Below are 22,032 nucleotides of genomic sequence, written 5' to 3'. Positions count from 1 at the left end.
ACACGTTCAACGCTGCCATCCGTTCGTTCGTTCCAATGAACGATTCGCCGCTTAATGTATCCACTGTCTATATTTGGCCTGACAGACTGAGAACGTCTGCATCCATCAACTCCAAAGGAGAACCCATGTCTCGCGCAGTAATCGTTTCGTATGCCCGCACCCCGATCGGTAAAGCCAGCCGAGGCGCATTCAACATGACCCATGGGGCGACCATGGCAGGCCACGTCATCCAGCATGCCGTCCAGCGCGCGGGAATCGACGGCGGGGAAGTCGAAGACATCATCTTTGGCTGCGGCCAACCCATCGCCGCCACCGGTGGCAACGTTGCCCGCGCCGGTGGCATCCGCGCCGGCCTGCCGGTGTCCGTGAGCGGCACCACGCTGACGCGCTTCTGCGCGTCCGGGCTGCAGGCGGTCGCCTTTGCCGCGCAGCGCGTGCTGATCGATAAGGTGCCGGTGATGGTGGCGGGCGGCGTCGAGTCCATCAGCCTGTCGCAGCCGGTCACGCTGAAGGTCGCCCAGCAAGAAGCCTGGCTGGCAAAGAATCGCCCGGATGTCTATCTGCACATGATCGATACCGCGGAGATCCTAGCCAAGCGTTATGACATGTCGCGGGAGCGCGCCGACGAGTTCTCCGTGCGTAGCCAGCAGCTCACCGTCGAAGCACAGAAGGCAGGCCGTTTCTCTGAAGAGATTGTTCCGCTCGCATCGATCAAGTCGGTGACGAACAAGGAGACGGGCGAGACTTCGACGGTTGAGTTCCTGCTCGAGGCCGACGAAGGTGTCCGCGCCGACACCACGCTGGAAAAGCTGCGCGTGCTGCCCGCAGTGAAGGGCGAGGGTTACCAGGTCACGGCCGGCAATTCCAGCCAGTTGTCGGACGGCGCCGCGGCGCTGGTGGTGATGTCCGAACGCGAAGCCGAACGGCGCGGCCTCGAACCGCTGGGGTACTTCGTTGGCCTGGCCACCGCCGGTGTGGAACCGGACGAAATGGGCGTCGGTCCTGTTCGTGCGGTCCCGCGTCTGCTTGAGCGCAACGAGCTCTCCATCGACGACATCGACCTGTGGGAACTCAACGAGGCGTTCGGTTGCCAGGCGCTGTATTGCATCGACCAACTGGGCTTGCCCCTGGAGCGCGTCAATGTCAACGGCGGCGCCATCGCCATCGGACATCCGTATGGCATGACGGGTGCGCGCCAGGTCGGCCACATCCTGCTCGAAGGGCGTCGCCGCAAGGCCAAGTATGGCGTCGTGACCATGTGCGCCGCCGGCGGCATGGGCGCAGCCGGGCTGTTCGAGTTCATTCACTAAGAGACCCAGGAAAAACAGGAGACACCTGATGAGCAATATCACCGAATACGAAACCGTCTTCGTAGACCGGGATGGCCCCTGTGCCGTCGTCACCATGAACCGGCTGGAGAAGTACAACGCACTCAACACGACGCTTCGCACTGACCTCTACGCGGCGCTGTCCTCGCTGATGGCCGACCGGACAGTGCGCGGCATCGTCCTCTGGGGCGGCACCAAGGCGTTCGTCGCCGGGGGCGATATTCCCGAGATGCTCGCACGCCGCCCGATCGAGGCCTTCGTGCCGACCAGCGGTGCACCCGACTTGTGGGCGCTGATTCACCACAGCACCATCCCCGTGATCGCGGCCATTGCCGGGCCGTGCTTTGGCGGCGGCCTGGAGCTGGCCATGGCGTGCGACCTGCGCGTGGCCGCGGACAACGCCCTGCTCGGACAGACCGAAACGAACGTAGGCCTGATTCCGGGGCGCGGAGGTACCCAGCGGCTGACCCGGCTGGTTGGTGCGACACGCGCCAAGGAAATGATCTTTACCGGCGAAATCATCAAGCCGGACGAGGCTTACCGCATCGGGCTCGTCAACAAGGTGGTGCCCGCCAGCCAGGTACTGGAGGAAGCGAAGGCCTATGTGCAACGCATTGCCGAGAAATCGCCGCACTCCATTGCGATGGCCAAGCTGATGATCAATAACGGTCAGGACGCAAGTCTCGATACGGCGCTGATGCTGGAACAGCTTGCTTTCGCCACGCTGTTCAGCACGGACGATATGCATGAAGGCGGTGAAGCGTTCCTGAACAAGCGCCGTCCGGTCTACCAGGGAACCTGATCATGACCCAGTTCAACACAAGAATGGCGGCCAGCCCGGGTCAGGTCGATCCCTACCAGCCGCGGCTGAAGGTGACGTCGCTCGCCGATATCAGGGATTTCGAGCAGACGCCGCTTAGCGACCGTCAGCTGCCTCACAGCACCTACGATTTGCTGCGCCTAGCGCGCGATCGTGCGCCGGAAGCGCCCGCCCTGCACTACTTCGCCTCCGGCGACGAGCTGGGCAAGGCGGTCACCATCACCCATGCGCAACTGTTCGGGCGTATCACGCAGACCGCCAACCTGCTGCACTCGCTGGGCCTCGGCCCCGACGACGTCATCGGGGTGCTGATGCCGGTGACGCCGGAGTCGCAGTACGCGCTCTGGGGCAGCGAGGCGACTGGCATTGCCTGCCCGGTCAACTGGATGCTGGAGCCGGAGATTATCGCGGCGCTGCTGCGCAACGCCGGCGCCAAGGCGGTGATCGCCTATGGTCCCGACGCGGATATCGAGGCCTGGAACAAAGCCATGCTGGTGCGGCGCGAGCTGCCCGACGTCCGGCACTGGATCAAGGCCGGCGGCGGCACGGCGAGCGAGGCAGGGATTGTCGATCTCGACGCCGGGCTTACCCACTTCAAGGGCGAGACGCTCGACAGCAAGCGGGTCTTCTCGCCGAAAGATACCGCCTCGATGTTCCATACCGGTGGCACCACCGGCACGCCCAAGCTTGCGCTCCACACCCATGGCAACGAGGTGGCCATGGCCTGGGTGAGCGCGATGCAGATCGACGTCCAGCCAGATGACGTGCGCGTCTGCGGCGTGCCGATGTTCCATGTCACGGGCGTGCTCACCAACTGCCTGATGCCGCTGGCCCGTGGCGCATCGGTCGTACTGCTGACCTCCAGCGGCTGGCGCGATCCTTCCGTCATCCGCAATCTCTGGCAGATCGTCGACCACTTCGGGGTCACGGCGCTGGGCATGGTGCCGAGCGTGGTGAACATGGCCCTGAACATCCCGATCGGCAACGCCGACATCAGCTCGCTCAAGGCGGCGAGTTGCGGTACCGCGCCGTTGTCGGTGGCCGTCGCGGAGGCGTTCGAGCAGAAGACCGGCGCGATGATCTTCGAGGGCTACGGCCTGACCGAAGGTACCGCGCTGAGCGCAACCAACCCCCGCTATGGCGAGCGGCGCATCGGCTCGATCGGCCTCCCTATGGCCTACCAGGAGATGAAGGTCGTCAAGGCTGCCGGTGGCAGCATCCAGCGCGAGTGTGAGCCGGGCGAGCCTGGCATCGTGGTGGTGCGCGGACCCAACATCTTCGCCGGCTACCTGAACCCGGAGCAGAACAAGAGCATCTGGTTCGAGGGCGGCTGGTTCAATACCGGCGACCTGGGCTATGCGGACCAGGATAGTTACCTCTGGCTGACCGGCCGGGCCAAGGACCTGATCATCCGCGGCGGCAACAATATCGATCCGCGCATGATCGAAGAGGCGCTGTATCGGCACCCCGAGGTCTTCGATGCCGCCGCCGTCGGCCTGCCGGACGCGCATGCCGGGGAATTGCCGGTCGCGTACATCGCGCTCAAGCCGGGTAGCACCTTCCCGATCGGACGCATCAAGCACTACGCTTATGAGGTGATCCCGGAACGTGCCGCCGTGCCCAAGCAGTTCTACCTGGTCGATGCCATCCCGAAGACTGCTGTCGGCAAGATCCAGAAGAACACGCTGCGCAGTGACGCCGTGCTGCGGGCGCAGCGGCAGATGCTTGCCGAGGTCAAGGCGGACACACCGGTTCCGCTTGTCGATATCCGCATCGAGGATCGCGGGGACCAAGGCATCCTGTCCACGCTGGTGCTGCCCGCCACCCTGAGCAACGAGGAAAGGGAGGTCGCGGTAGCCACCATCGGCAAAGCGTTCTCGACGCTGACGATCAAGTACACGGTGGTCTACGAGTAACCCATTCCTGAGAACAGGGCCTCACCAGAGGCAGTGCGAGTTGCATGCCGGCAGCGCCTCACGCCCGGCATGCAGGCTCGCAGAATCCATCAAGGAGACAACCATGACCATCCAGCTTTCGCGCCGGCGCCTGCTGCAGGCTGCCTGCGGCGCCGCGCCGGCGATGCTCGCCCCATCCTGGCTGAGGGCGGAAGCGCCCTATCCGAGCAAGCCGATTGTCGTCAAGGTCGCATTTCCCGCTGGCGGCCCGGCGGACGAATCGATCCGCGCGGCAGCCGTCGTGATGAAGCGGAGCCTGGGGCAGAACGTCATTGCCGACAACCTGCCCGGTGCAAGTGGCTCGATCTGCGCGATGAACGTGCTGCGCAGCGCCAGCGATGGCTACACCTTGCTGGGCACCACCGGCATCGACTTCCTGATCGCACCGCTCACCATCCCATCGGCCAGGTACTCGCCGGAGAAGTTCAGGCTGACGGGCTTCAGCGGGATTTCAGACTTCATCCTGGTCTCGAATCCCTCGTTGTCGTTCAAGAACGTCGACGAGGTCATCGCCTACGCGAAGAACCCGAAGAACCGTCCGCTGTCGCTGGCACACTGGGGCCCCGGCTCGGCGCCCCACCTGGTCGGCGTCGACTTCCAGGCCCGCACCGGCGTACGCTTCCTGGAAGTGCCATACAAAGGCGCGGCCCCGGTCACGAGCGACATTGCCGGTGCACAGGTAGACCTGACCTTTATTCCCATGGGTGGCCCGACTTACGGCATGATCAAGGCCGGCCGCTTCAAGCCGATCGGGGTCGCCAGCAAGGCCCGGCATCCGTCGTTGCCGGATGTGCCCGCGCTGTCTGAAAACAAAGCCCTGGTCGATTTCGAGTACAGCCAGTGGGCAGGCGTGCTGGCCCCGCCGGATACACCAGACGCCGTGACGGCACGCGTGGTGGAGGCCATGAACGCCTGGGTGACCAGCCCCGAGAACAGCACCCGCCGCAGCGTCAACCTGCAGCGCGCGATTGAGCCGATGACGATGGCCCAGGCGCAAGCCTTCCTGCACAGCGAGCACGCCAAGCTGACCCGCATTGCCAAAGACCTGAAGCTGGCCGGGCAATAAGGCCTGGTGGGGCCTAGTGGGGCCTGAGGGGTGGCCTGAGGGGGCCTCGTCGAGGCCCCTGTGGCACCGCGGTCAGCCAGCTTTGCCGCGGGGCAGGCTGGCAAAATCGGTGGGCCGTTTCCCAAGGAATGCAGCAATGCCTTCGGCGGCTTCGGCGCCGCCCTGGGCCACGGCCATCGAGATCCGCTCGGCTTCCAGCTGGTCGTCGAGCGTGCGCTCATGGGCATGCCGGCACAGCGCCTTGATCGATGCCATGGCCTGCTGGGGCCCTTGCGCAAGCCGCTCCGCCAGCGCGATCGCCACGGCGCCGACCTGTCCCGCTTCAACCAACTGGTTGACGACCCCGAACTGCTGCAGCTGCTCCGCCGTGATGCGATCGCCGGTCAACGCCAGCTGCGTCAGCACCTGCCGCGACAGGCTTTGTGCCAGCAGGCCCGTAATGCCGCCATCCGGGGTCAGCCCCACCTTCACATAGGCGATCGAGAAGGCAGCACCAGCAGACGCCACGAGCAGGTCGCAGGCCACTGCCAGCGAGAAGCCCGCGCCCGCCGCCCCGCCTTCGACCGCCGCCACGATCGGCTTCGGGAAATCGCGCAGCTTGGCCACCACGTCGTGCAGGTGCCCGAGGCGCTCGATGCGCTCCTCGTAAGTCAGGTCCCGCCGCTTGCTGATCAGTTCCAGGTCGCCGCCTGCACAGAAGTAGTTGTCGGCGCCGGTCAGCACGATCGCGCCAATCTCCGGATTGTCCGCGGCAGCGGCCAGCGCGGCGCGGATGTTGTCATAGAGGTCGGCCGCGATGGCGTTGCGCTTGCCGGGATTGTTGATGGTGAGCACCAGCACGCGGCCTTCCGTGCGCTGCAGCAAAGAAGAAAAAGTGGTCATGTCGTGAATTCTGTCAGTGGGGCGGGGTCCGATCAGCCAGCAGTCTGCTGCGCAGCGCGCTGACCCTCATAGACCTGCAGGTGGCAATAGGCCGTGCGGCTCAACGGGAGATCGCGCCCGTGTTTGGCAGCGCGAGCGATGAGATCGCCGACGATGGCGTCGGCTTCGATGCGCGGGGCGCCCTGGGCAATATCCCGCATCATCGACGCAGCCCAGGTCGATGCACGGTCCAGCAGGCGGGCCTGCATGGCATCGGCAACAGGTTCCGGGATGGCGTGCCCGCACAGTTGCGCCACTGTATGGCACTCCGCGATCGCATCAAGCATCAGGCGACGGCCGTCATGCGTCTTCATGATGTCCGCCACGGTCCCTCGCATCAGGCAGGTCATGACCGCGCCTGCGGCGATCATGGCCCATTTGTTCCACAGCTCCTGCTCGATCGTCGCGGATATCTCGCGCACGCCCGCTGCCCGGGACACCAGCGCATGGAACTCCGCGGCCAGCGCGGACGTCTGCGCGGCGCGCGCGCCGACCACCAGCCGGTCCATGCGGCCAGCGTGCAGGACGGTGCCGTCCGCGGCCAGTGTTGTCGCGATGTACGAGACCCCGCCCAGCACGCGCTCCCGGCCAAAGCGATGGTCGAGCCGGTCATAGGCAGCCAGGCCATTGAGCAGAGGCAAGACCGCCGTGCGGGGGCCGACTGCCGGACTGATCGCAGCGATCGCATCGTCAAGGTCATAGGCCTTGCAAGCCAGAAGGACGAGGTCATACTGCGCCTCGACCTTGCCCGCCTGGACCGTACTTACCGGGCGATGGAAGCCGCCAAGCTCACTTCGCACCGCCAGCCCATGGCGTTCCAGCGCCTGCGCGCGTCCGGGCCGCACCAGGAAAGTCACGTCCGCACCGGCTTCGATCAGTCGCGCGCCGTAGTAGCCACCCATTGCACCGGCACCAAGTACCAATATCTTCATGGCGCCCCCGTTCACGCGTTATCGACGGGACGGCACTGCACGACCAGGTTGACGACGCCGGCCTGCACCGGCTCATCATGCTGGTTGAAGGTCGTGATGCGCACCTTCACGATGCCCTGGTCAGGGCGCGACTTCGACGTCCGCACCTCCAGGATCTCGCTCTCGACACGCAACGCATCGCCGGGCCGCACCGGCTTGGGCCAGCGCAGTTCCTCAAACCCCGCACCGATGATGCCGCCCGCGGGCCGAAGCTCGCCGTCGACCAGCAGGCGCATGGTCAGCGCCGCCGTGTGCCAGCCGCTCGCGGCCAGGCCGCGGAACAGCGTGTCGCGGGCAGCGTCTTCATCGAGATGGAAAGGCTGCGGGTCAAACTCGGCGGCGAAGGATTTGATCCTGTCCGGCTCGACCTGCAGCCGCCCTGAACCGTACTTCTGGCCCGGGGCCAGATCCTCGATGTATTGGATGTTCATTGTTTGCTCCTCCAGATTTCTTCACGCTGAATTCACGGACCAGCGCCCGCCCGTTGCGATACAGCCGGCGACGAATCAGGCCAGCGCCTCGAGCGCCAGCGCAATCCCTTGTCCGCCGCCGATGCACAGCGTGACGATGCCGCGCCGGATACCATCCGCGCGCATGGCATGCAGCAGGCGCGTGGTGAGCACCGCGCCGGTCGCTCCGATCGGATGGCCGTGCGCAATGGCGCCACCGTCGACATTGATGATGTCGTGGGGCAAACCCAGCTCCGCAGCCACCGCCAGGGGAACCGCGGCAAACGCTTCATTGATCTCGATGCGTTCAATATCGCCCAGCTGCCAGCCGGCGCGCTGCAGCGCCTGCCGCACTGCCGGGACGGGCCCCAGCCCGAACAGGCCGGGCTCCACCGCGCCCACCCCATAGGCCACCAGCCGCGCCATCGGCTGCAGCCCCCTGGCCTCGGCCAGCGAACGTTCGGCAACGATCATGGCCGCCGCCCCGCTGTTGAGCCCCGGTGCATTGCCGGCCGTGATGGTGCCGTCCGGGCGGAACGCGGGCTTGAGCTTGCCGAGCGTTTCGAGGCTGGTGTCTGGCCGGTTGGCTTCGTCCGCCTGGAACATCGTGGTGCCGCCCTTCCCCTTCACCGGCACGCCGACGATCTGGCCGGCGAATCGCCCCTGCGCCTGGGCCAGCGCGAAGTTGCGCTGCGAACGTTCGGCCCAGCGGTCCTGCGCGTCCCGGCTGAGCGCATAGCGCGCGACCAGGTCCTCGGTATGCCATCCGGAGTGCTGTCCGGAGAATGCATCGTGCAGTCCGTCGTAGAGCATGCTGTCATGCAGTACCGTGTCGCCCATGCGTTGTCCCCAGCGCCCGGAAGGCATCAGGTAAGGCGCGCGGTCCATATTTTCCATGCCGCCGGCAACGGCCACGTCGACATAACCCAGCCGCACCTCATCCGCGGCCGTTGCGATAGCCTGTGCCCCGGAGCCGCATACGCGATTGACGGTCATGGCAGGCACTGAAACCGGCAGGCCCGCGCCGATGGCTGCCTGGCGGGCGGGGTTCATCCGGTTGCCGGCCTGAATCACATTGCCGAACACGACGCTGCCAACCTGTTCCGGATCGATTCCCGCGGCCTGCACCGATGCCCGGATCACCGTGGCACCGAGCTCGGTCGCCGGAATGGATTTCAATGAGCCGTTGTAGGCGCCAATGGCGGTCCGCACGGGCTGGCACAGCACGACATCTCTTGCATTCATTGCATTCTCCCTGGCAAAAGTTAGCATCAATCGGTCGCACGCGCGTCAGGCGACGCGCCGTGCGGAACAGGCGTGGTGGCCGAGTCCTGGACCTTGCAATAGGCTCCCGTGTCCTGACGGCATTCAATGCGCATCTGCCGACGGCCCTTCGGTGCTGCAACCTTGCGCATCAGCGGCACCATCGCGGTGGCAATCGCGAAGCAGACCAGGATCAGCAGGAAGATGTCGCCAAATGTCTGTGTCTGCGCCTCGCGCCAGGCCAGCCCCCACAATTGCCTGAGCGCCGCAGTCTGCGCATCGGCGGCATCGAGCCCGATCGCCACAAACTGGTTGCTGAGCCCCTGCAGCAGGTTGCTCATGGCTTCATTACTGATATTCAAGTGCTCTGCCTCGCGCATGAAGTGCAGATTGCCGCGATTGTTGAGCGCGGTCGCGCAAGCCGCGATGCCGATGGCGCCTCCAAGATTGCGCATCAGGTTGAACAGCCCGGACGCAAGCTTGAGCCGCTCCGGCGGCAGGCTGCCCAGCGTCAGCGTCACCGTGGGCGCCACCGCGAACTGCTGCGCCATGCCGCGCAGCGCCTGCGGCAACAGCAGCTGCGCCGCGCCCCAGTCGTGCGTGATGGGGGCGAAATACCACATCGACACCGCAAACAGCGCCAGGCCGGCCATCATCAGCCAGCGCAGGTCGACCCGGTTCGCCAGGAAGGCATAGAGCGGGATCGACGCCATCTGGAACACGCCGGTGGAAAACACCGCCAGCCCGATATCCAGCGCGCTGAACCCGCGCACGCGCCCCAGGAACAGCGGGGTCAGGTAGATGGTGGCGAAGATGCCGATGCCGGTGACAAAGGAGAAGAAGCAGCCGAGCGCGAAGTTGCGGTCCTTGAGTGCGCGCAGGTCCACCAGCGGGTTGGCATAGGTCAGCGTGCGCCATATGAAGGCCACGCCCGACAAGCCGGAGATCCAGGCGGTGGCCAAGATCACGTCGTCGCCGAACCAGTCCCAGCGCGGCCCTTCTTCCAGGGTGTATTCGAGACAACCCAGGAACAGCGCCATCAGCCCCATGCCCAGGTAATCGGCACCACGTACCAGCGACCAGTTGGGCCGGTCGACCTTGACCAGCAGCGGCACCGCAATGGTGACGAAGATGCCTGGCACGAGGTTGATGAAGAACAGCCAGTGCCAGGAATAGTGATCGGTGATCCAGCCGCCGATGGTAGGCCCCAGTGTCGGCGCCAGCGAGGCCAGCCCGCCGACGGTGGCTGCGGCGATAACGCGCTGGGGGCCGACGAAGAAAGCAAAGGCCGTGGTGAACACCATCGGGATCATCGAGCCGCCCAGAAAACCCTGCAGCGCCCGAAACACGATCATGCTGTGGATGTCCCACGCCACCCCGCACAGCAGGCTGGTCACCGTGAAGCCCGCCGCCGAGGCGGCGAACAGCCAGCGCGTCGACATCACGCGGGACAGCCAGCCGGACAAGGGGATGACGATGATCTCCGCGATCAGGTAGCTGGTCTGTATCCAGACCGTTTCATCGGTGCCGGCCGAGAGCGCACCGCCGATATCGCGCAACGACGCGGAAACGATCTGGATATCCAGCAATGCGATAAACATGCCCACGCACATCGTGCCAAAGGCGAACACCTTGGCGCCGGTGGACATCTCGTCCGGCGTCGCCACCGCGGCGGGCGCAGGGCGGGTCAGGCTGGCCGTGGTCATCAATGCACCTGCTTGCCGGGCTGCGTATTGACCTGGGCGACGACCGACAGGCCCGGACGCAGGACGCCAAGCCGGGCATCCTGCTCATCCAGGCGGATCCGCACCGGCACGCGCTGAACGATCTTGGTGAAGTTGCCGGTGGCATTCTCAGCCGGCAACACGCTGAACTGCGCACCGGTGGCGGGCGCCAGGCTTGCAACATGGCCATGGAAGACCCGTCCGGGCAGGACATCGGCTTCAATTTCGACCGGCATGCCGGGGCGCATGTGCGCCAGTTGTCCTTCCTTGAAGTTGGCGTCCACCCACAGCCCGCTGGCCGGCACGACGGACAGCAGCTGGCTGCCGGCACCGGCAAAGGCGCCGACGCGGGCGCGGCGGTTGCCCACGGTGCCGTCCACGGGCGCGCGCAGTTCCGTATAGCTGAGGTTCAGCTTCGCGATGTCGCGCTCGGCGATCGCCTGCGCCAGCGACGCCTCGGCCTGCTGCTTCTGCGTGCCAATGACTTCGAGCTGGCGCTGCGCGGCCAGCAGCGAGGCACGCGCCTTCTCGCCATTGGCCTGCGCCTGCTTGTAGTCCGAGTCAGCCTTTTGCGAGCTCTGGATGGATACCGCCGCCTTCGCCACGAGGCTGGCGTAGCGCACCTGGTCGTCGTGCGCCCGTACGGTGTCGGCATTGGTAGCCGCTATGCCGGCCTTGGCCTGGGCAATGACAGCCTCCTGCAGGCGCGCGGTGGCATCCAGGTTTGCCAGCAGTGCCTGTTGTGCGGCAACGGCGCCCTCGGCCTTGGCCAGCGCGGCGCGGTAGTCGCGGTCGTCGATGCGGACCAGCACATCGCCCGCGTGGACCGACTGGTTGTCGGTCACCGCGACTTCCGCGATGTAGCCACCGACCTTGGCACCGATCACCGTGACATCGCCCCCGACGTAGGCGTCGTCGGTACTCTGCAGGTAGCGGGCCGACGTCCACCAGTGGTAGCCGTAGCCGATCCCGGCCAGTCCGGCGATAACCAGTGCGCCGGTCGCCAGGAGCCGTTTGGGACTGGCCTTGGATTTCGACGCGGGAACGGGTTCGCTACCCGCCCGTTCAGTCAGCGTGTTACTGCTCATGGCACTTCCTTTCTGCTTTCAGGACTTACCCGCCGCCTGCGCAGCGGTCTGGGTTCGGCTCAGGCTTCGGCCGAGCGGCCCAGCCGCCGGCGTATGCGCTCGCTGGCCGCCGGGCCAGGCGCGAGATGGTAATCGGGGTCGGTGATGGGGCGCCCGCTGGCGGCATCAACCAGCACCGGCTCGACACGCTCGCCTGTGCGCCGGTTCGCCAGCTGCACGCTTTCGCCCTCAGGCGCGAGATGCTTGTTGCCCCAGGCCAGCATGGCCAGCAGCACCGGGCGGAAATCGCGGCCGCGCTCGGTCAGGATGTATTCCGAGCGCGGTGGCCGGTCACAGTACTGGCGCCGCTGCAGCATGCCCTCCTCCACCAGTGAGTTCAGGCGGCGGGTGAGCATATTGGGGGCGATATCCAGGTTCTGCTGGAACTCATCGAAACGCGTCACGCCGTAGAACGCTTCGCGCAGGATCAATACGCTCCAGCTGTCGGCAACGCGCGCCGCCGTGCGGGCAATGGGGCACGGCGTTTCACCAAGTGGCTTTCTCTGCATGATCGGCTGCCTCGAAAATGTGATTACTATCAATTTGAAAGTTAGTCTAGAGTAGTCACTATCATCATGCAAGTTAGTTTTCAGCTTGTGCCGTATTCGTTGCTGTTGAAAGGTGTCCGCAATGCCGCAAAGTCCATCCCGCCCTCCGGTCCGGCGCACCAGCGCTGGAATCGCCCGCCTCCTGCCAACCCTGCTTGCGGCCAGCGTCGCGGCCAGCCTGGCCGCCTGCGCGGCCGGCCCCGACTACCACACGCCAGCCTCGGACATGGCCGCTGCCTATCCGCATGCGGCGGCCCTGGAAGCCCGTGATGCCACACAGCCGGCGCCGTCACTGGACAGCTGGTGGCTGGGCTTTGACGATCCCGCGCTGACGCGGGTCATCCAGCGCGCCCTGGAGCAGAACCTCGACCTGGCGGCGGCCATCGCGCGAGTCGACCAGGCCCGCGCCGCGGCCAGCCACGCCGGCGCCGAACTGCTGCCGCAGGCGTCGTTGTCGGGCACCGTGAGCAAGCAGCACCAGTCGCTGGAAGGGCCTTTGGGCAGCCTCGGCAAGAACCTGCCTGGCTTTGACCGCAACAAGACGCTGTACAGCGTGGGCGTGGGGGCAAGCTGGGAGATCGACGTGGCCGGCGGCCTGCGGCGCGGCGCCGAGGCTGCCGGCGCGGAAGCCCAGGCCGCCGAAGCCGAGCACATGGGCGTGCGCGTGCTGGTGGCCGCGGAAGCGGCAGATGCCTACTTCCGCGTGCGCGGCGCGCAGCAGCGCATCGCGATCGCGCAGCAGCAGGTGCGGACCAATGCAAGACTGCTCGAGCTGGTGCAGTTGCGGCTCGCCGATGGCATCGGCGCCGAGCGGGAACGGGCCCAGGCGGAAGCGCAGCTCGCGCAGACCCGCGTGACCATCCCGCCGCTGCAGATCGAACTGGAGACGCAGCTGAACCGCCTCGACGTGTTGATGGGCGCGCAGCCCGGCACCTATGCGGCCGAACTCCTGACGCCCGCCGAACGCACGGCCGTGCCGCAGATCTCCGCGGCACAAGGTCCGGCCAACCTGCTGCAACGCCGCCCGGACGTGATTGCCGCCGAGCGCCGGCTGGCGGCATCCAGTGCCCGCATCGGCGTGGCCACTGCCGAGTACTACCTGAAGCTGTCGCTGTCCGCACTGCTCGGCTTCGAGAGCCTCTCCGCCGGCAAGCTGTTCACCGCGTCCGCCTTCCAACCCGCCGCGATCGCGGGGCTGCGCTGGAGACTGTTCGATTTCGGCAGGGTCGACGCGGAAGTGGCGCAAGCCAAAGGCGCGAACGCCGAGGCCCTGGCCACCTACCGCAAGGCGATGCTGCGCGCCACCGAGGATGTCGAGAACGCGATCATTGCCCTGACCCAGCTGGAGTTGCAGAGCAAGGACCTGGCCGTGGAAGTGGCCGCCCACGCCCGCGCGCGCGGCGCCACCGAGGACGCCTACAAGGGGGGCGCGGTCAGCCTGTTCGAAGTGCTCGAGGAAGACCGCCTGCTGCTGGCCGCTCGCGACCAGCAGGCGCGTGTGCGTGCCGACAACGCTCGCGCGGCGGTGGCAACGTTCCGTGCGTTGGGCGGCGGCTGGTAGCGTGGTGGCGGCTGGCGCAGGCGCCTCGCGCGCCTGCGCCAGCGCAGATGCCGGCCGCTTCAGACCGCCATCACGACAACAGCATCCACTCCAGCACCAGCACCGCGCAGGCCGCCGCCACGAACAGGCCTATGCGCAGGCCCGCGCGGTAGTGCGGCTGCTGGCTTCCTTCGATCCAAGCCACCCTATGGTCGGGCCAGGGAACGGCCACCAGGTCGTGGTCCGGGTATGCGCCGTCGTCGAGGTGCTTCATGACGGTGCCCCCTTATTGCGGCTTCAGCTTGATCGCCGCGACGACGCGCGCATTGCGTTGCCGTTCCGCCTGGTAGAAGGCTGACGCCTCGGCGAGCGTCATCGGCACCATGGGCTGGTTGCCGGTGTCGCGCGACCACTTCTGGTACTCCGCGCCATTGACGATGGCGGAAATCTGCTGGTGCAGCATCGCCACGATCGGCTCCGGGGTTTCCTTGCGCACGAAGATCCCCGGCCAGACCTTGTAGTCGAAGTTCTTGAGCAGCTTGCTTTCGCCGGCCGCCGGCACATCCGGCAGGCTTGCATTGCGCTCGCGCGTGGCCATCGCCACTGCCTTGAGCTTGCCGCTGCGGATCATGTCGAGCGTGCTGCCGGCCAGCGGCAGGAAGGCAAAGTCAAGCTGGCGCCCCAGCAGGTCCTGGACGATGGGCGCGCCGCCCTTATAGGGAATATCGAGCGTGGCGATGCCCGTCTGGACGCGCAGGTCGGCGGCAGCCAGGTGCGGGGTGGTACCCATCCCCCAGTTTCCGAACGAGAATTCCTTCGCGCCGGGGCGCTTGGCCAGGGCGACCAGTTCGTCGATTCCCTTCGGCGGACGGTCCATCGCGGTGACGAGGACAAAGTCCGAGAAGATCAGCGGATGCACCAGCCGGAGGTCCTCCGGACGATACTTGGCGGACGACAGCGCAAGCGGATTGAGGATGGCGTCATTGCCGGTAAGCCCCAGCAGCGTATATCCATCTGCCGGCCCCTTGAAGTAGGCCATCGTCGCAACCGAGCCGCCCGCGCCCGGCAGGTTCTCTACCACGACCGCCTTGCCGATGGCGCGCTGCAGCGGCGCCGCCAGCTGTCGCGTGGCGACGTCCGCCCCGCCGCCGGCGGAGTAAGCCACCTTGATCGAGATCGGACGCGAAGGAAAATTCTCGGCGTTGGCGGGGCCCGCCACCGTGCCCAGCACGGCGGCGGCTTGCACAGCGCACAGGCAGGCGAGCGCCCGCGGGAATCGTGCATGCATGGTTGTCTCCTGTTTATATGGGTTTCTGTGGTTGTCGCCGGCCTTCACCACTGCGGTGGTTTGTCAGCCAGTTGGGCGATGCCGCGGCCGAAGGAGAAGTTCTCGTTCGGGACCGGGACCAGCGCGATAAAGATGTCGTCCGGCGAGATGCCGGCGGCGTCCTTGAGCTGCCGGCAGACTTCCGCCATCAGCGCCTGCTTGTCGCTGGCCGGGCGGTGCGCGCCGACAAGGATCCTGATGATCATCGCGCCGGCTGTGCGCTCCATGCCCATGAAGGTGGGATCGATAAACAATTCGTCGTCGCCGTGCTCGCTGAGCACGATGAAGCGATCGCCGTGCGGGATGTCCAGTGCGACCACCAGGGAGCGGTTCAGTGCATTGCCGATCGCGATCTTCTGCTCGCGCGAATAGCGGCCTTTGGGGATATGTGCGTGGAATACAGGCATTGGATCTCTCTGGTTGTTGAAGGATTGGTCAGTCCTGCGGGCTCAGTACGCCGCTAAGGTGCTGCTGGAACCAGTTGGTAGCGGCAGCGCTGGCTACCGCGAATTGCTCGCTGTACGGGGCGAAGTGGCCGCCCGGGATCATCACCAGCCGCTTTGGCTGGGCAGCCCGCGTAAAGGCATCGACTTCCAGGTCGGTCATCGTGATGTCGTCGTCGCTGGCAACGATCATCAGCAACGGCGTCGGGGCGATCTTGCTGATCCATTCGCCTGGCTCATAGGAGCGCGCGGCGCGGGTCGAGCGCAGCGTGACGGCGTTGAGCCAGGCGGCGCCGCCGAGGTCCTGGGTATAGAAGGCGATGGAGTCGGCGGAGCGATACGCCGCCGGCTTGGTCGTGTCCGCGCTGGCGACGGCCTGCATCCGGGGCGGTGCGCCACCCTCCTGTGCGCGCTGGTCGGCAGCGAACATCTCGAGCAACGCGGGCAAGGCCTCGGGACGCACCCGGCGCCGGCCTTGCTCGGAGCCGCTGATGGTTGGCACCTGCGACACCACGCATTTCACCCGCCGGTCGATCGCGGCCAGGATCAGGGCATGGCCACCGCTGTAGCTGCTGCCCCAGATGCCAAGCTGATCGGGATCGACCTCCGGACGCGCGGCAAGGTAGCCCAGCGCAGCACGCCAGTCGGCAACCTGCGCCATCGGGTCAATGTCGTGCCTGGGCACTCCATCACTCGCGCCGAAGTTGCGGTGGTCGTGCACGAGCACAACGAAGCCGGCCTGCGCGAAGGCTCGCGCAAAGGGCTCCAGTCCGTGCTCCTTGACCGCGGCAAAACCATGACACATCGAGATCGCCGGGTGCTTCCCCGGCGCAGCAGGCGTGAACAGCCAGCCGCGCAACGTGATGCCATCCCCGGCCTGGAACTCGACATCGCTCCTGTTCACCATCGGAACCTCCTTTACATTACGAGTATATGCTCATAATATGGCAGCACAACGCTTCGTACAAGTAATTCCTTCAGGAGACTCATCATGTCCGTGTTGCAGCCCGCAGCCTCCCTCCAACGCGTGCCGGATTCCCTGGCGCTGATTCACGGCTTCCTGGATAGCCACGTCGGCTGGGAACCGCTGATCGGGCAATGGCAACCGAAAGTGACCACCATCGTCGCGCCGAACCTGCGCGGCGCGGGCGCACTGCGCGATGCCAAAGGCCCCTACTCGCTCGAGCAAGCGGTCGCGGATGTGGTCCAGCTGATTCGCGAGCACGATCTCCAGGCCGTGGCGCTGGTCGGCCACAGCATGGGCGCGCAGATCGCCGAACTCGTGGCAGCGCGCCTGCCCGATCGCACCGCAGCCCTGGTGCTGGTCACACCGACACCGCTGGCTGGCAATAAGCTGCCGGACGAAGTCCGCGCGCTGTTGCGGGACTGCGGTGGCGATCCGCAAGCCCAGCGCGCGATCCGGAACATGTTCTCGCGCCGGCTACCCGAACATCAGCTCGAACGGTTGGTTGATCCCGCGACCCTGATGGGCAAGGCCGCCGTACAGGGTTACTACGACGCCTTCACCGGCGGCCACCCAAGCGGCAATGATCCCTGCACGTTCAGCGGTCCAATGCTCGTGATCGCCGCGAAGGAAGATCCCGTCATTCCGGTCGAGATGGTGACGCAGGCGCGCGAAGCGCGCTTTCCCGGTGCCGCGTTCGCGCTGATCGAAGACTCCGGTCACTGGCCGCAGATGGAGCAGCCCGGGCAAACCGCAGGCTTGCTGGCTTCGTTTCTTGGCTTGCCCGCCCGGGCCTGACCCGCAGCGCGCGCAGGCCGGGCCGCCTTGCATATACGCGCATATTCTCGTATGATGAAATAGACAGATTCAATACGCGACTCAGTTCGCGATTCATTACGCGATATGCCCATGACAGTCTCCAGCAAGGCAATGGACGAGTTTGATGGCCGGTGCAATTGCCTGGCAGCGCGTCAGGCGGCCCGCTACCTCACTGCGGTGTATGACAAGGCGCTACAGCCGGTGAACCTGCGCGCGACGCAGTTTTCTATTCTTCACAAGCTCGCGAATCACGGTCCGCTCACCATCGGCGAGCTGGCTGCCGAGATGGCAATGGATCGCACCACCCTCGCAACGAACCTCAAGCCACTCGAACGCGACGGCCTCGTCAGCATGGCGCCGGGTGTCGACCGGCGCGCCAAGAATGCCTCGGTTACCAGGGCAGGCATGGCGCGCTATCGCCAGGCATTCCCCCTGTGGTCGGCGGTGCAGAGCGAATTCGAAACCGCCTACGGGGAACGCAAGGCCGCCAGTTTGCGCGAGGCCATGCGTGCGGTCCTCACGACGGGGTTCGAGCCCTGGGCAGAGGCCGCCGTGGCCTGACGGCCGCCACGATCCGGCTAAGCCCGTGGTGCGGCCCCGTGCGATGGCCGCGCCGTTTTTTTAACCCTTATAGGAGCATATGCTCTTATATCATCACCACGCAATATCGAAACAGGAGACAGCCATGACGAACCCCCAGATCATCGAGGCCTGCAGAAAAGCACTGACCGGCTTTGAGAAGAACGACAAGACCGACCTGCTCAATGTGCTTGCCGACGATGTCGTGTTCGAGTTCTCGGACTCTCTGCCGTATGGTGGCACCTACAACGGCAAGGCTGAGTTCCAGGCGTTCTGGAAGCACGTGTACCAGGAGTACGAGTACTTCAACTACGACGCGCGGGCCATTCTCGAGGCCGAAGACTATGTCATCGTTCCCGTGATTGCACGAGCAAAGACCAAGCGCGGCTTTTCCATGGAAAACGAGCACCTGTTCCTGTTCCGCGTGAAGGACGGAAAGATCGTCTACGGACGCATCTATGCCGATACCGCGCGCGGACGCGATGTGCTCGAAGGGCGCGAACCCCGGCGTTTTCCCAAGCTCCAGCTGTCCTGAACCGCGCCGTACCGGACGGCATTCTTCTCACACAGCAGACGCCGGCGCGAGCAGCCCGGCGCCGCCTGGAGACACGTCATGGAAATCGATCCCACGACGCTGGACACTGACCCCTTGCAGAAGATCCTGATTGGAAGCGTCACCTAACCAGCCTGTTTGCGGAACGCCCAGCGCCCGGCCAGCACCGTGAAACTGGCCACCAACGCCACCAGTACCCAGAAGCCGTGCGGGTGATCGGCGAGCGGGACACCGCCGACATTCATGCCGAAAAAGCCGGCCACGATGTTGATCGGGAGCGCCAGTACAGTCACCAGCGTCAGGGTGAACAACGTGCGGTTCGTTTGCTCGTTGAGCTTGGCGGCGATTTCTTCCTGCAACAGCTTGATGCGTTCGACCAACGCGGCCAGGTCGTTGAGTACGAGCGAGAATTCCTCGGTCGATTCACGCAACTCCTGCAAGTCCGTTTCCTGCAGCCAGGCTGGCGGCCGGTTCAGCAGCCGGAACAGAGCGCCGGGCTCGGGCGCCAGCAGCCGTTGTAGCCGCACCAGGCCGCGCCGCATCGCACCTAGGTCGGCCCGGTTACCTTGCAGGCGCTGCGACAACAACTGGTCCTCGATCTGGTCGACGCTTGCGCCAGTCTCGCGCACGATCTGCACCAGCACGTCGGCCTGGTCGCGCAACAGGTGCACGACCAGATCCAGCGGCGAGCGGAACACCTCGCCGCGCCGCACCGCCGCCCGCAGCCGGTCCACGGAACGCAGCGGTCGGGCGCGGGCCGTCACCAGCAGGCGGTGGTCGGCGTGGGCCCACAACGTGGAGATGTCCGTCGAAGTGACGCCGAAGTTATAGATCACGTCGTTGACGACGGCCAGCAGGGCGGCGTCCTGGCGCTCGATTCGCGTCGAGCGCGAGCCCTGCCGCAGGGCCTCGAAGTATTCGTCCGGCAGGGGCAACTGCCCCTTCATCCAGCGTTCGCATGCGCTGTGCGACAGATTGAAGTGCAGCCACATGAAGGGGCGATGGCGCGCGGGGTCCGGCGGAATCTGTTGCAGCCACGCCGCTGCGGCATGGGAATCAATCTCGCGCACCGGACCGCCGGGCTCGAACAGGAAACCGCTGACCAGTCCGACCGGATCCGACCCATAGCCGGCCTCGACAATGCCCGCTTGCATGCAAACGTCCTCCACATCAAATGTGCCTCGTGCGACATTAGCACGGCATGATGACAGTCGAGGATTGGCGGCCGCTGCCGCAATACTGCCGCTGCCCGAAGAAGTGCATTGTCAATAACAACGCCACGCCGACGTGGCGGTGACCGTGCTTGCGGGTCACCCCGTGCTAGGATTAACGCCCGCCCAGCAGCCGCCCTATCGGCCCATGACCACCCTCTACACGACCCTCGGCGTGCAATCGGACGCCACCCTGGACGAGATCAAGCGCGCCTACCGCCGCGCCGCGATGAAATGGCACCCCGACCGCAACCTCGGCCGCGAGGCGGAGGCGCACGCGGCATTCCAGGAAATCCGCGACGCTTACACCATTCTTTCCGACGCCGGGCAGCGCCAGATCTACGACGAGGTTTTCGAGCGGGAGATGCAGCGCTGGCACGCGGAGCGCGAGGCGCAGGAAGAACAGGAGCGCGCGGAGCAACGCGAGCGCCAGCGCGTCGCGCAGGAACACTACGAGAAGATGGTCGCTATCGCGATGCAGTTTGCCGATGACGGCCACAACCGCGACGTCATCTTCGGCGTGCTGCTCGGCCGGGACTGCGAGGCGGAACTGGCGGCACGCATCGCGGACAGCGTGTGGGCCTTGCAGGAGTCGCGGCGGGCACGTGCGTCGGCTGCGGACGCGCGTGACACCGAGGCTGCCCCGACGCCCGCCGAGACGGCGGCGTCAAACCCCGACGAGGTGGCGCGGCCCAGGCGGCACCCCGGCGCCTTCGATTCGTTTTGGCACGGTTTGTTCGGCATCCGCACATAGGGGGCACGTCTTTCCCTCCGAATTCGCAGCAGGGGCATTCAGGTAGCGTGCGCCGGGTTGTTTCGCAGAGGCGTATGCGCGTCGCTTTCGATTCGCAGCCGTGGCAGGAACTGCGGGAACTCGCGCTGCATGAAGTCGATCAGCCCTTCGCGCACCACGCAGCGCAAGTCCCACGCCTGGCCAGAGGAGGCCGCGGTGCACAGTACGCGTATCTGCATCGTCCGCTCCGTGGCGTCGGTGACCACCAGATTGAAGAACCGCTGGTCCCACTCAGGCGCTGCGCGCACGATGCGCTCCAGTTCCTTGCGCAGCGGTGCCAGCGGCATGCCATAGTCCACGTGGAAAAATACGGATCCCATCAGCTGCGCGTTGTTGCGGGTCCAGTTCTGGAACGGCTTCTCAATGAAATACTGGAGCGGGATGATGAGGCGACGGTCGTCCCATATCCGGAGCACAACGTAGGTGCCGGTAATCTCCTCCACCCGCCCCCACTCGCCTTCGACGATGAGCACGTCATCGAGCCGGATTGGCTGGGTCAAGGCGAGTTGCAGTCCGGCGATCATGTTGCTGAACACTGGCTTGGCGGCAAAGCCGGCAATCAGACCGACCACGCCCGCTGAGGCCAGCAAGCTGGCGCCGACTTGACGAGCGCCTGGAAAGGTCATGAGCAGCATTGCCGCACCCATCACCACGACCAGCGTCATCGCGATGCGCGAGAGAACGCGTGTCTGGGTGTGGATGCGCCGCGCACCCATATTGTCCTCCACGTCTACCGGGTGCCGGTCCAGTACCCCTTGCGCAAGGCCGGCGATGATGCGCGCCGCAAGCCAGGTGGTCGCGGCAATCAACAACAACCCGTTGAGATGCCGCACGCCGTGAATCCAGCGCAGATCGTCTGGTGCAGCCTGCCAGACCGTCTGCAACGCCAGCAGCGGCAAGACTGCCTTCGATGGAGCGCGCGCCTTTATCACGATGGCATGCAGCACCGGCGCGAGCCGGGTAATCCGCAGCAGCAGCAGACCGCTAAGGCGATGCGCGATCAGCGCGACGACGACAGCGATCAGGGCCGCTGCCCAGGTGCCGAACCAAGGGTGATCGAGGAGGTTTGCAATATTCATGGGTCGTCTAGTTTCCTTGCGGGTTGCGCGACCAGGCAGGTAACGCGCGTCGTCTCCGTTGGATCCCGCCCGGCGGGCGCTACGGGATCCAGCCGGGCAGCTCCGGTGCCTGCCGGATCCAGCTCGCCAACTGTTCCTCGTCAAGCTTGTCGTCCTCGTGGAGGTGGAAGTAGCGCGTATTCTTGTCCTTGGACTCGACCGGGGGGACCGGACGCAGCGCCGCGCCGCGGAAGAAAGCCACCTTGATGTATTTCGTGAAGCAATGGAAGCTGAGGAACCAGCCCTGCTCCCCGATACCATAGAAAGGCGAGTTCCACCTCACGGCCTTGCGGACGTTGGGCACGTTGCGCACGATGAGCGCGTCGAGGCGGCGCCCCGCGTCGCGTTTCCAGCCCGGCATGGCAGCGATGTAGGCCTGCACGGGGGCATCACCGTCGGCCTTTGCAATCTGAGGGTTGCCGCCCGCGAGGAGGGTCGGCTTCGCGGCGCCCCGCCTGGCGGCGGCCTTCGCTGCGGCCTCCGCCGGCTTCATGGATGTCTTGTTGGTCATTG

General features: G+C 65.7%; 22 protein-coding genes and 1 pseudogene. 9 read left to right on the top strand and 14 right to left on the bottom strand.

All coding sequences use genetic code 11. The features are described 5' to 3' along the window. Window positions 1–125 precede the first annotated feature (125 nt). From ABNX08_RS21640 to ABNX08_RS21625, 4 genes are all read left to right on the top strand, one after another. A complete protein-coding gene (locus ABNX08_RS21640) occupies window positions 126–1,310 on the top strand; it encodes an acetyl-CoA C-acyltransferase (protein ID WP_022537737.1) in 1,185 nt (394 codons plus the stop codon). A 28-nt stretch (window positions 1,311–1,338) separates the two neighbouring features. Then, window positions 1,339–2,130: an enoyl-CoA hydratase/isomerase family protein gene (locus ABNX08_RS21635; RefSeq protein ID WP_022537736.1), complete on the top strand. Its 792-nt coding sequence runs from the start codon at window positions 1,339–1,341 to the stop codon at window positions 2,128–2,130. A 2-nt stretch (window positions 2,131–2,132) separates the two neighbouring features. Further along, window positions 2,133–4,064, top strand: a complete 1,932-nt coding sequence (locus ABNX08_RS21630; RefSeq protein ID WP_022537735.1) for an acyl-CoA synthetase — start codon at window positions 2,133–2,135, stop codon at window positions 4,062–4,064. Between the two features lie 103 nt (window positions 4,065–4,167). After that, a complete protein-coding gene (locus ABNX08_RS21625; protein ID WP_022537734.1) occupies window positions 4,168–5,169 on the top strand; it encodes a tripartite tricarboxylate transporter substrate binding protein in 1,002 nt (333 codons plus the stop codon). A 72-nt stretch (window positions 5,170–5,241) separates the two neighbouring features. On the opposite strand, the gene ABNX08_RS21620 is transcribed toward ABNX08_RS21625, so the two are convergent. The 7 genes and pseudogenes from ABNX08_RS21620 to ABNX08_RS21590 all read right to left on the bottom strand — a co-directional run bounded on the left by ABNX08_RS21620 (window position 5,242) and on the right by ABNX08_RS21590 (window position 12,133). After that, window positions 5,242–6,051 carry an oxepin-CoA hydrolase, alternative type gene (locus ABNX08_RS21620; RefSeq protein WP_022537733.1) on the bottom strand — a complete coding sequence of 270 codons (810 nt, stop codon included), beginning with the start codon at window positions 6,049–6,051 and terminating at the stop codon, window positions 5,242–5,244. Between the two features lie 32 nt (window positions 6,052–6,083). Then, window positions 6,084–7,022 carry a ketopantoate reductase family protein gene (locus ABNX08_RS21615; protein ID WP_041681685.1) on the bottom strand — a complete coding sequence of 313 codons (939 nt, stop codon included), beginning with the start codon at window positions 7,020–7,022 and terminating at the stop codon, window positions 6,084–6,086. Window positions 7,023–7,033: 11 nt separating this feature from the next. Then, entirely contained in the window at window positions 7,034–7,492 is a 459-nt protein-coding gene (locus ABNX08_RS21610; protein ID WP_022537731.1) for a MaoC family dehydratase, read from the bottom strand. Window positions 7,493–7,567: 75 nt separating this feature from the next. Further along, window positions 7,568–8,755, bottom strand: coding sequence for a thiolase family protein (locus ABNX08_RS21605; protein ID WP_022537730.1), 1,188 nt, complete (start codon window positions 8,753–8,755; stop codon window positions 7,568–7,570). A gap of 123 nt (window positions 8,756–8,878) precedes the next feature. Beyond that, window positions 8,879–10,479, bottom strand: a pseudogene (locus tag ABNX08_RS21600) (DHA2 family efflux MFS transporter permease subunit). Beyond that, window positions 10,479–11,585 (bottom strand): HlyD family secretion protein, encoded by a 1,107-nt coding sequence (locus ABNX08_RS21595; RefSeq protein WP_022537728.1) that lies wholly within the window; start codon window positions 11,583–11,585, stop codon window positions 10,479–10,481. The pseudogene ABNX08_RS21600 and the gene ABNX08_RS21595 overlap by 1 nt, the downstream one beginning before the upstream one ends. 59 nt (window positions 11,586–11,644) lie before the next feature. Further along, the gene (locus ABNX08_RS21590) at window positions 11,645–12,133 is read right to left on the bottom strand and encodes a helix-turn-helix domain-containing protein (RefSeq protein WP_022537727.1); all 489 of its coding nucleotides are present in this window, start codon (window positions 12,131–12,133) and stop codon (window positions 11,645–11,647) included. 121 nt (window positions 12,134–12,254) lie between these two features. Between ABNX08_RS21590 and ABNX08_RS21585 the strand changes: the two genes are divergently transcribed. Next, window positions 12,255–13,733, top strand: a complete 1,479-nt coding sequence (locus ABNX08_RS21585; protein WP_022537726.1) for an efflux transporter outer membrane subunit — start codon at window positions 12,255–12,257, stop codon at window positions 13,731–13,733. A gap of 70 nt (window positions 13,734–13,803) precedes the next feature. Here the strand turns inward: ABNX08_RS21585 and ABNX08_RS21580 are convergent, their stop codons facing one another. The 4 genes from ABNX08_RS21580 to ABNX08_RS21565 are packed head-to-tail and all read right to left on the bottom strand — an operon-like array spanning window position 13,804 to window position 16,389. Beyond that, window positions 13,804–13,986: a hypothetical protein gene (locus tag ABNX08_RS21580; protein WP_022537725.1), complete on the bottom strand. Its 183-nt coding sequence runs from the start codon at window positions 13,984–13,986 to the stop codon at window positions 13,804–13,806. A 12-nt stretch (window positions 13,987–13,998) separates the two neighbouring features. Beyond that, entirely contained in the window at window positions 13,999–15,000 is a 1,002-nt protein-coding gene (locus ABNX08_RS21575; RefSeq protein ID WP_022537724.1) for a tripartite tricarboxylate transporter substrate binding protein, read from the bottom strand. Between the two features lie 44 nt (window positions 15,001–15,044). Continuing rightward, window positions 15,045–15,446: a tautomerase family protein gene (locus ABNX08_RS21570; RefSeq protein ID WP_022537723.1), complete on the bottom strand. Its 402-nt coding sequence runs from the start codon at window positions 15,444–15,446 to the stop codon at window positions 15,045–15,047. 28 nt (window positions 15,447–15,474) lie between these two features. Then, complete coding sequence (locus ABNX08_RS21565; protein WP_022537722.1) at window positions 15,475–16,389, bottom strand: alpha/beta hydrolase; 915 nt, start codon at window positions 16,387–16,389, stop codon at window positions 15,475–15,477. An 84-nt stretch (window positions 16,390–16,473) separates the two neighbouring features. Here ABNX08_RS21565 and ABNX08_RS21560 point away from each other — a divergent pair, with 84 nt between their 5' ends. The 3 genes from ABNX08_RS21560 to ABNX08_RS21550 all read left to right on the top strand — a co-directional run bounded on the left by ABNX08_RS21560 (window position 16,474) and on the right by ABNX08_RS21550 (window position 18,379). Then, on the top strand, window positions 16,474–17,244 hold the full coding sequence (locus tag ABNX08_RS21560; protein WP_022537721.1) for an alpha/beta fold hydrolase: 771 nt from the start codon (window positions 16,474–16,476) through the stop codon (window positions 17,242–17,244). A 111-nt stretch (window positions 17,245–17,355) separates the two neighbouring features. Beyond that, the gene (locus ABNX08_RS21555) at window positions 17,356–17,826 is read left to right on the top strand and encodes a MarR family transcriptional regulator (RefSeq protein WP_041681935.1); all 471 of its coding nucleotides are present in this window, start codon (window positions 17,356–17,358) and stop codon (window positions 17,824–17,826) included. Window positions 17,827–17,950: 124 nt separating this feature from the next. Further along, the gene (locus tag ABNX08_RS21550; RefSeq protein WP_022537719.1) at window positions 17,951–18,379 is read left to right on the top strand and encodes a nuclear transport factor 2 family protein; all 429 of its coding nucleotides are present in this window, start codon (window positions 17,951–17,953) and stop codon (window positions 18,377–18,379) included. Window positions 18,380–18,522: 143 nt separating this feature from the next. Here ABNX08_RS21550 and ABNX08_RS21545 read toward each other — a convergent pair whose 3' ends face one another. Further along, window positions 18,523–19,551 carry a transporter gene (locus tag ABNX08_RS21545; protein ID WP_022537718.1) on the bottom strand — a complete coding sequence of 343 codons (1,029 nt, stop codon included), beginning with the start codon at window positions 19,549–19,551 and terminating at the stop codon, window positions 18,523–18,525. 205 nt (window positions 19,552–19,756) lie between these two features. Between ABNX08_RS21545 and ABNX08_RS21540 the strand changes: the two genes are divergently transcribed. Next, a complete protein-coding gene (locus tag ABNX08_RS21540; RefSeq protein ID WP_041681684.1) occupies window positions 19,757–20,362 on the top strand; it encodes a J domain-containing protein in 606 nt (201 codons plus the stop codon). A 38-nt stretch (window positions 20,363–20,400) separates the two neighbouring features. Here ABNX08_RS21540 and ABNX08_RS21535 read toward each other — a convergent pair whose 3' ends face one another. Together ABNX08_RS21535 and ABNX08_RS21530 are read right to left on the bottom strand one after the other, a co-directional pair. After that, a complete protein-coding gene (locus ABNX08_RS21535) occupies window positions 20,401–21,480 on the bottom strand; it encodes a mechanosensitive ion channel family protein (protein ID WP_022537716.1) in 1,080 nt (359 codons plus the stop codon). A 79-nt stretch (window positions 21,481–21,559) separates the two neighbouring features. Then, the gene (locus ABNX08_RS21530; RefSeq protein WP_022537715.1) at window positions 21,560–22,030 is read right to left on the bottom strand and encodes a DUF1801 domain-containing protein; all 471 of its coding nucleotides are present in this window, start codon (window positions 22,028–22,030) and stop codon (window positions 21,560–21,562) included. Between the last annotated feature and the right edge of the window lie 2 nt (window positions 22,031–22,032).

Origin of the sequence: Cupriavidus sp. DF5525, assembly GCF_040149425.2 — a bacterium.
Taxonomy (GTDB): domain Bacteria; phylum Pseudomonadota; class Gammaproteobacteria; order Burkholderiales; family Burkholderiaceae; genus Cupriavidus; species Cupriavidus pickettii_A.
This window is presented reverse-complemented; position numbering and strand designations above follow the sequence as displayed.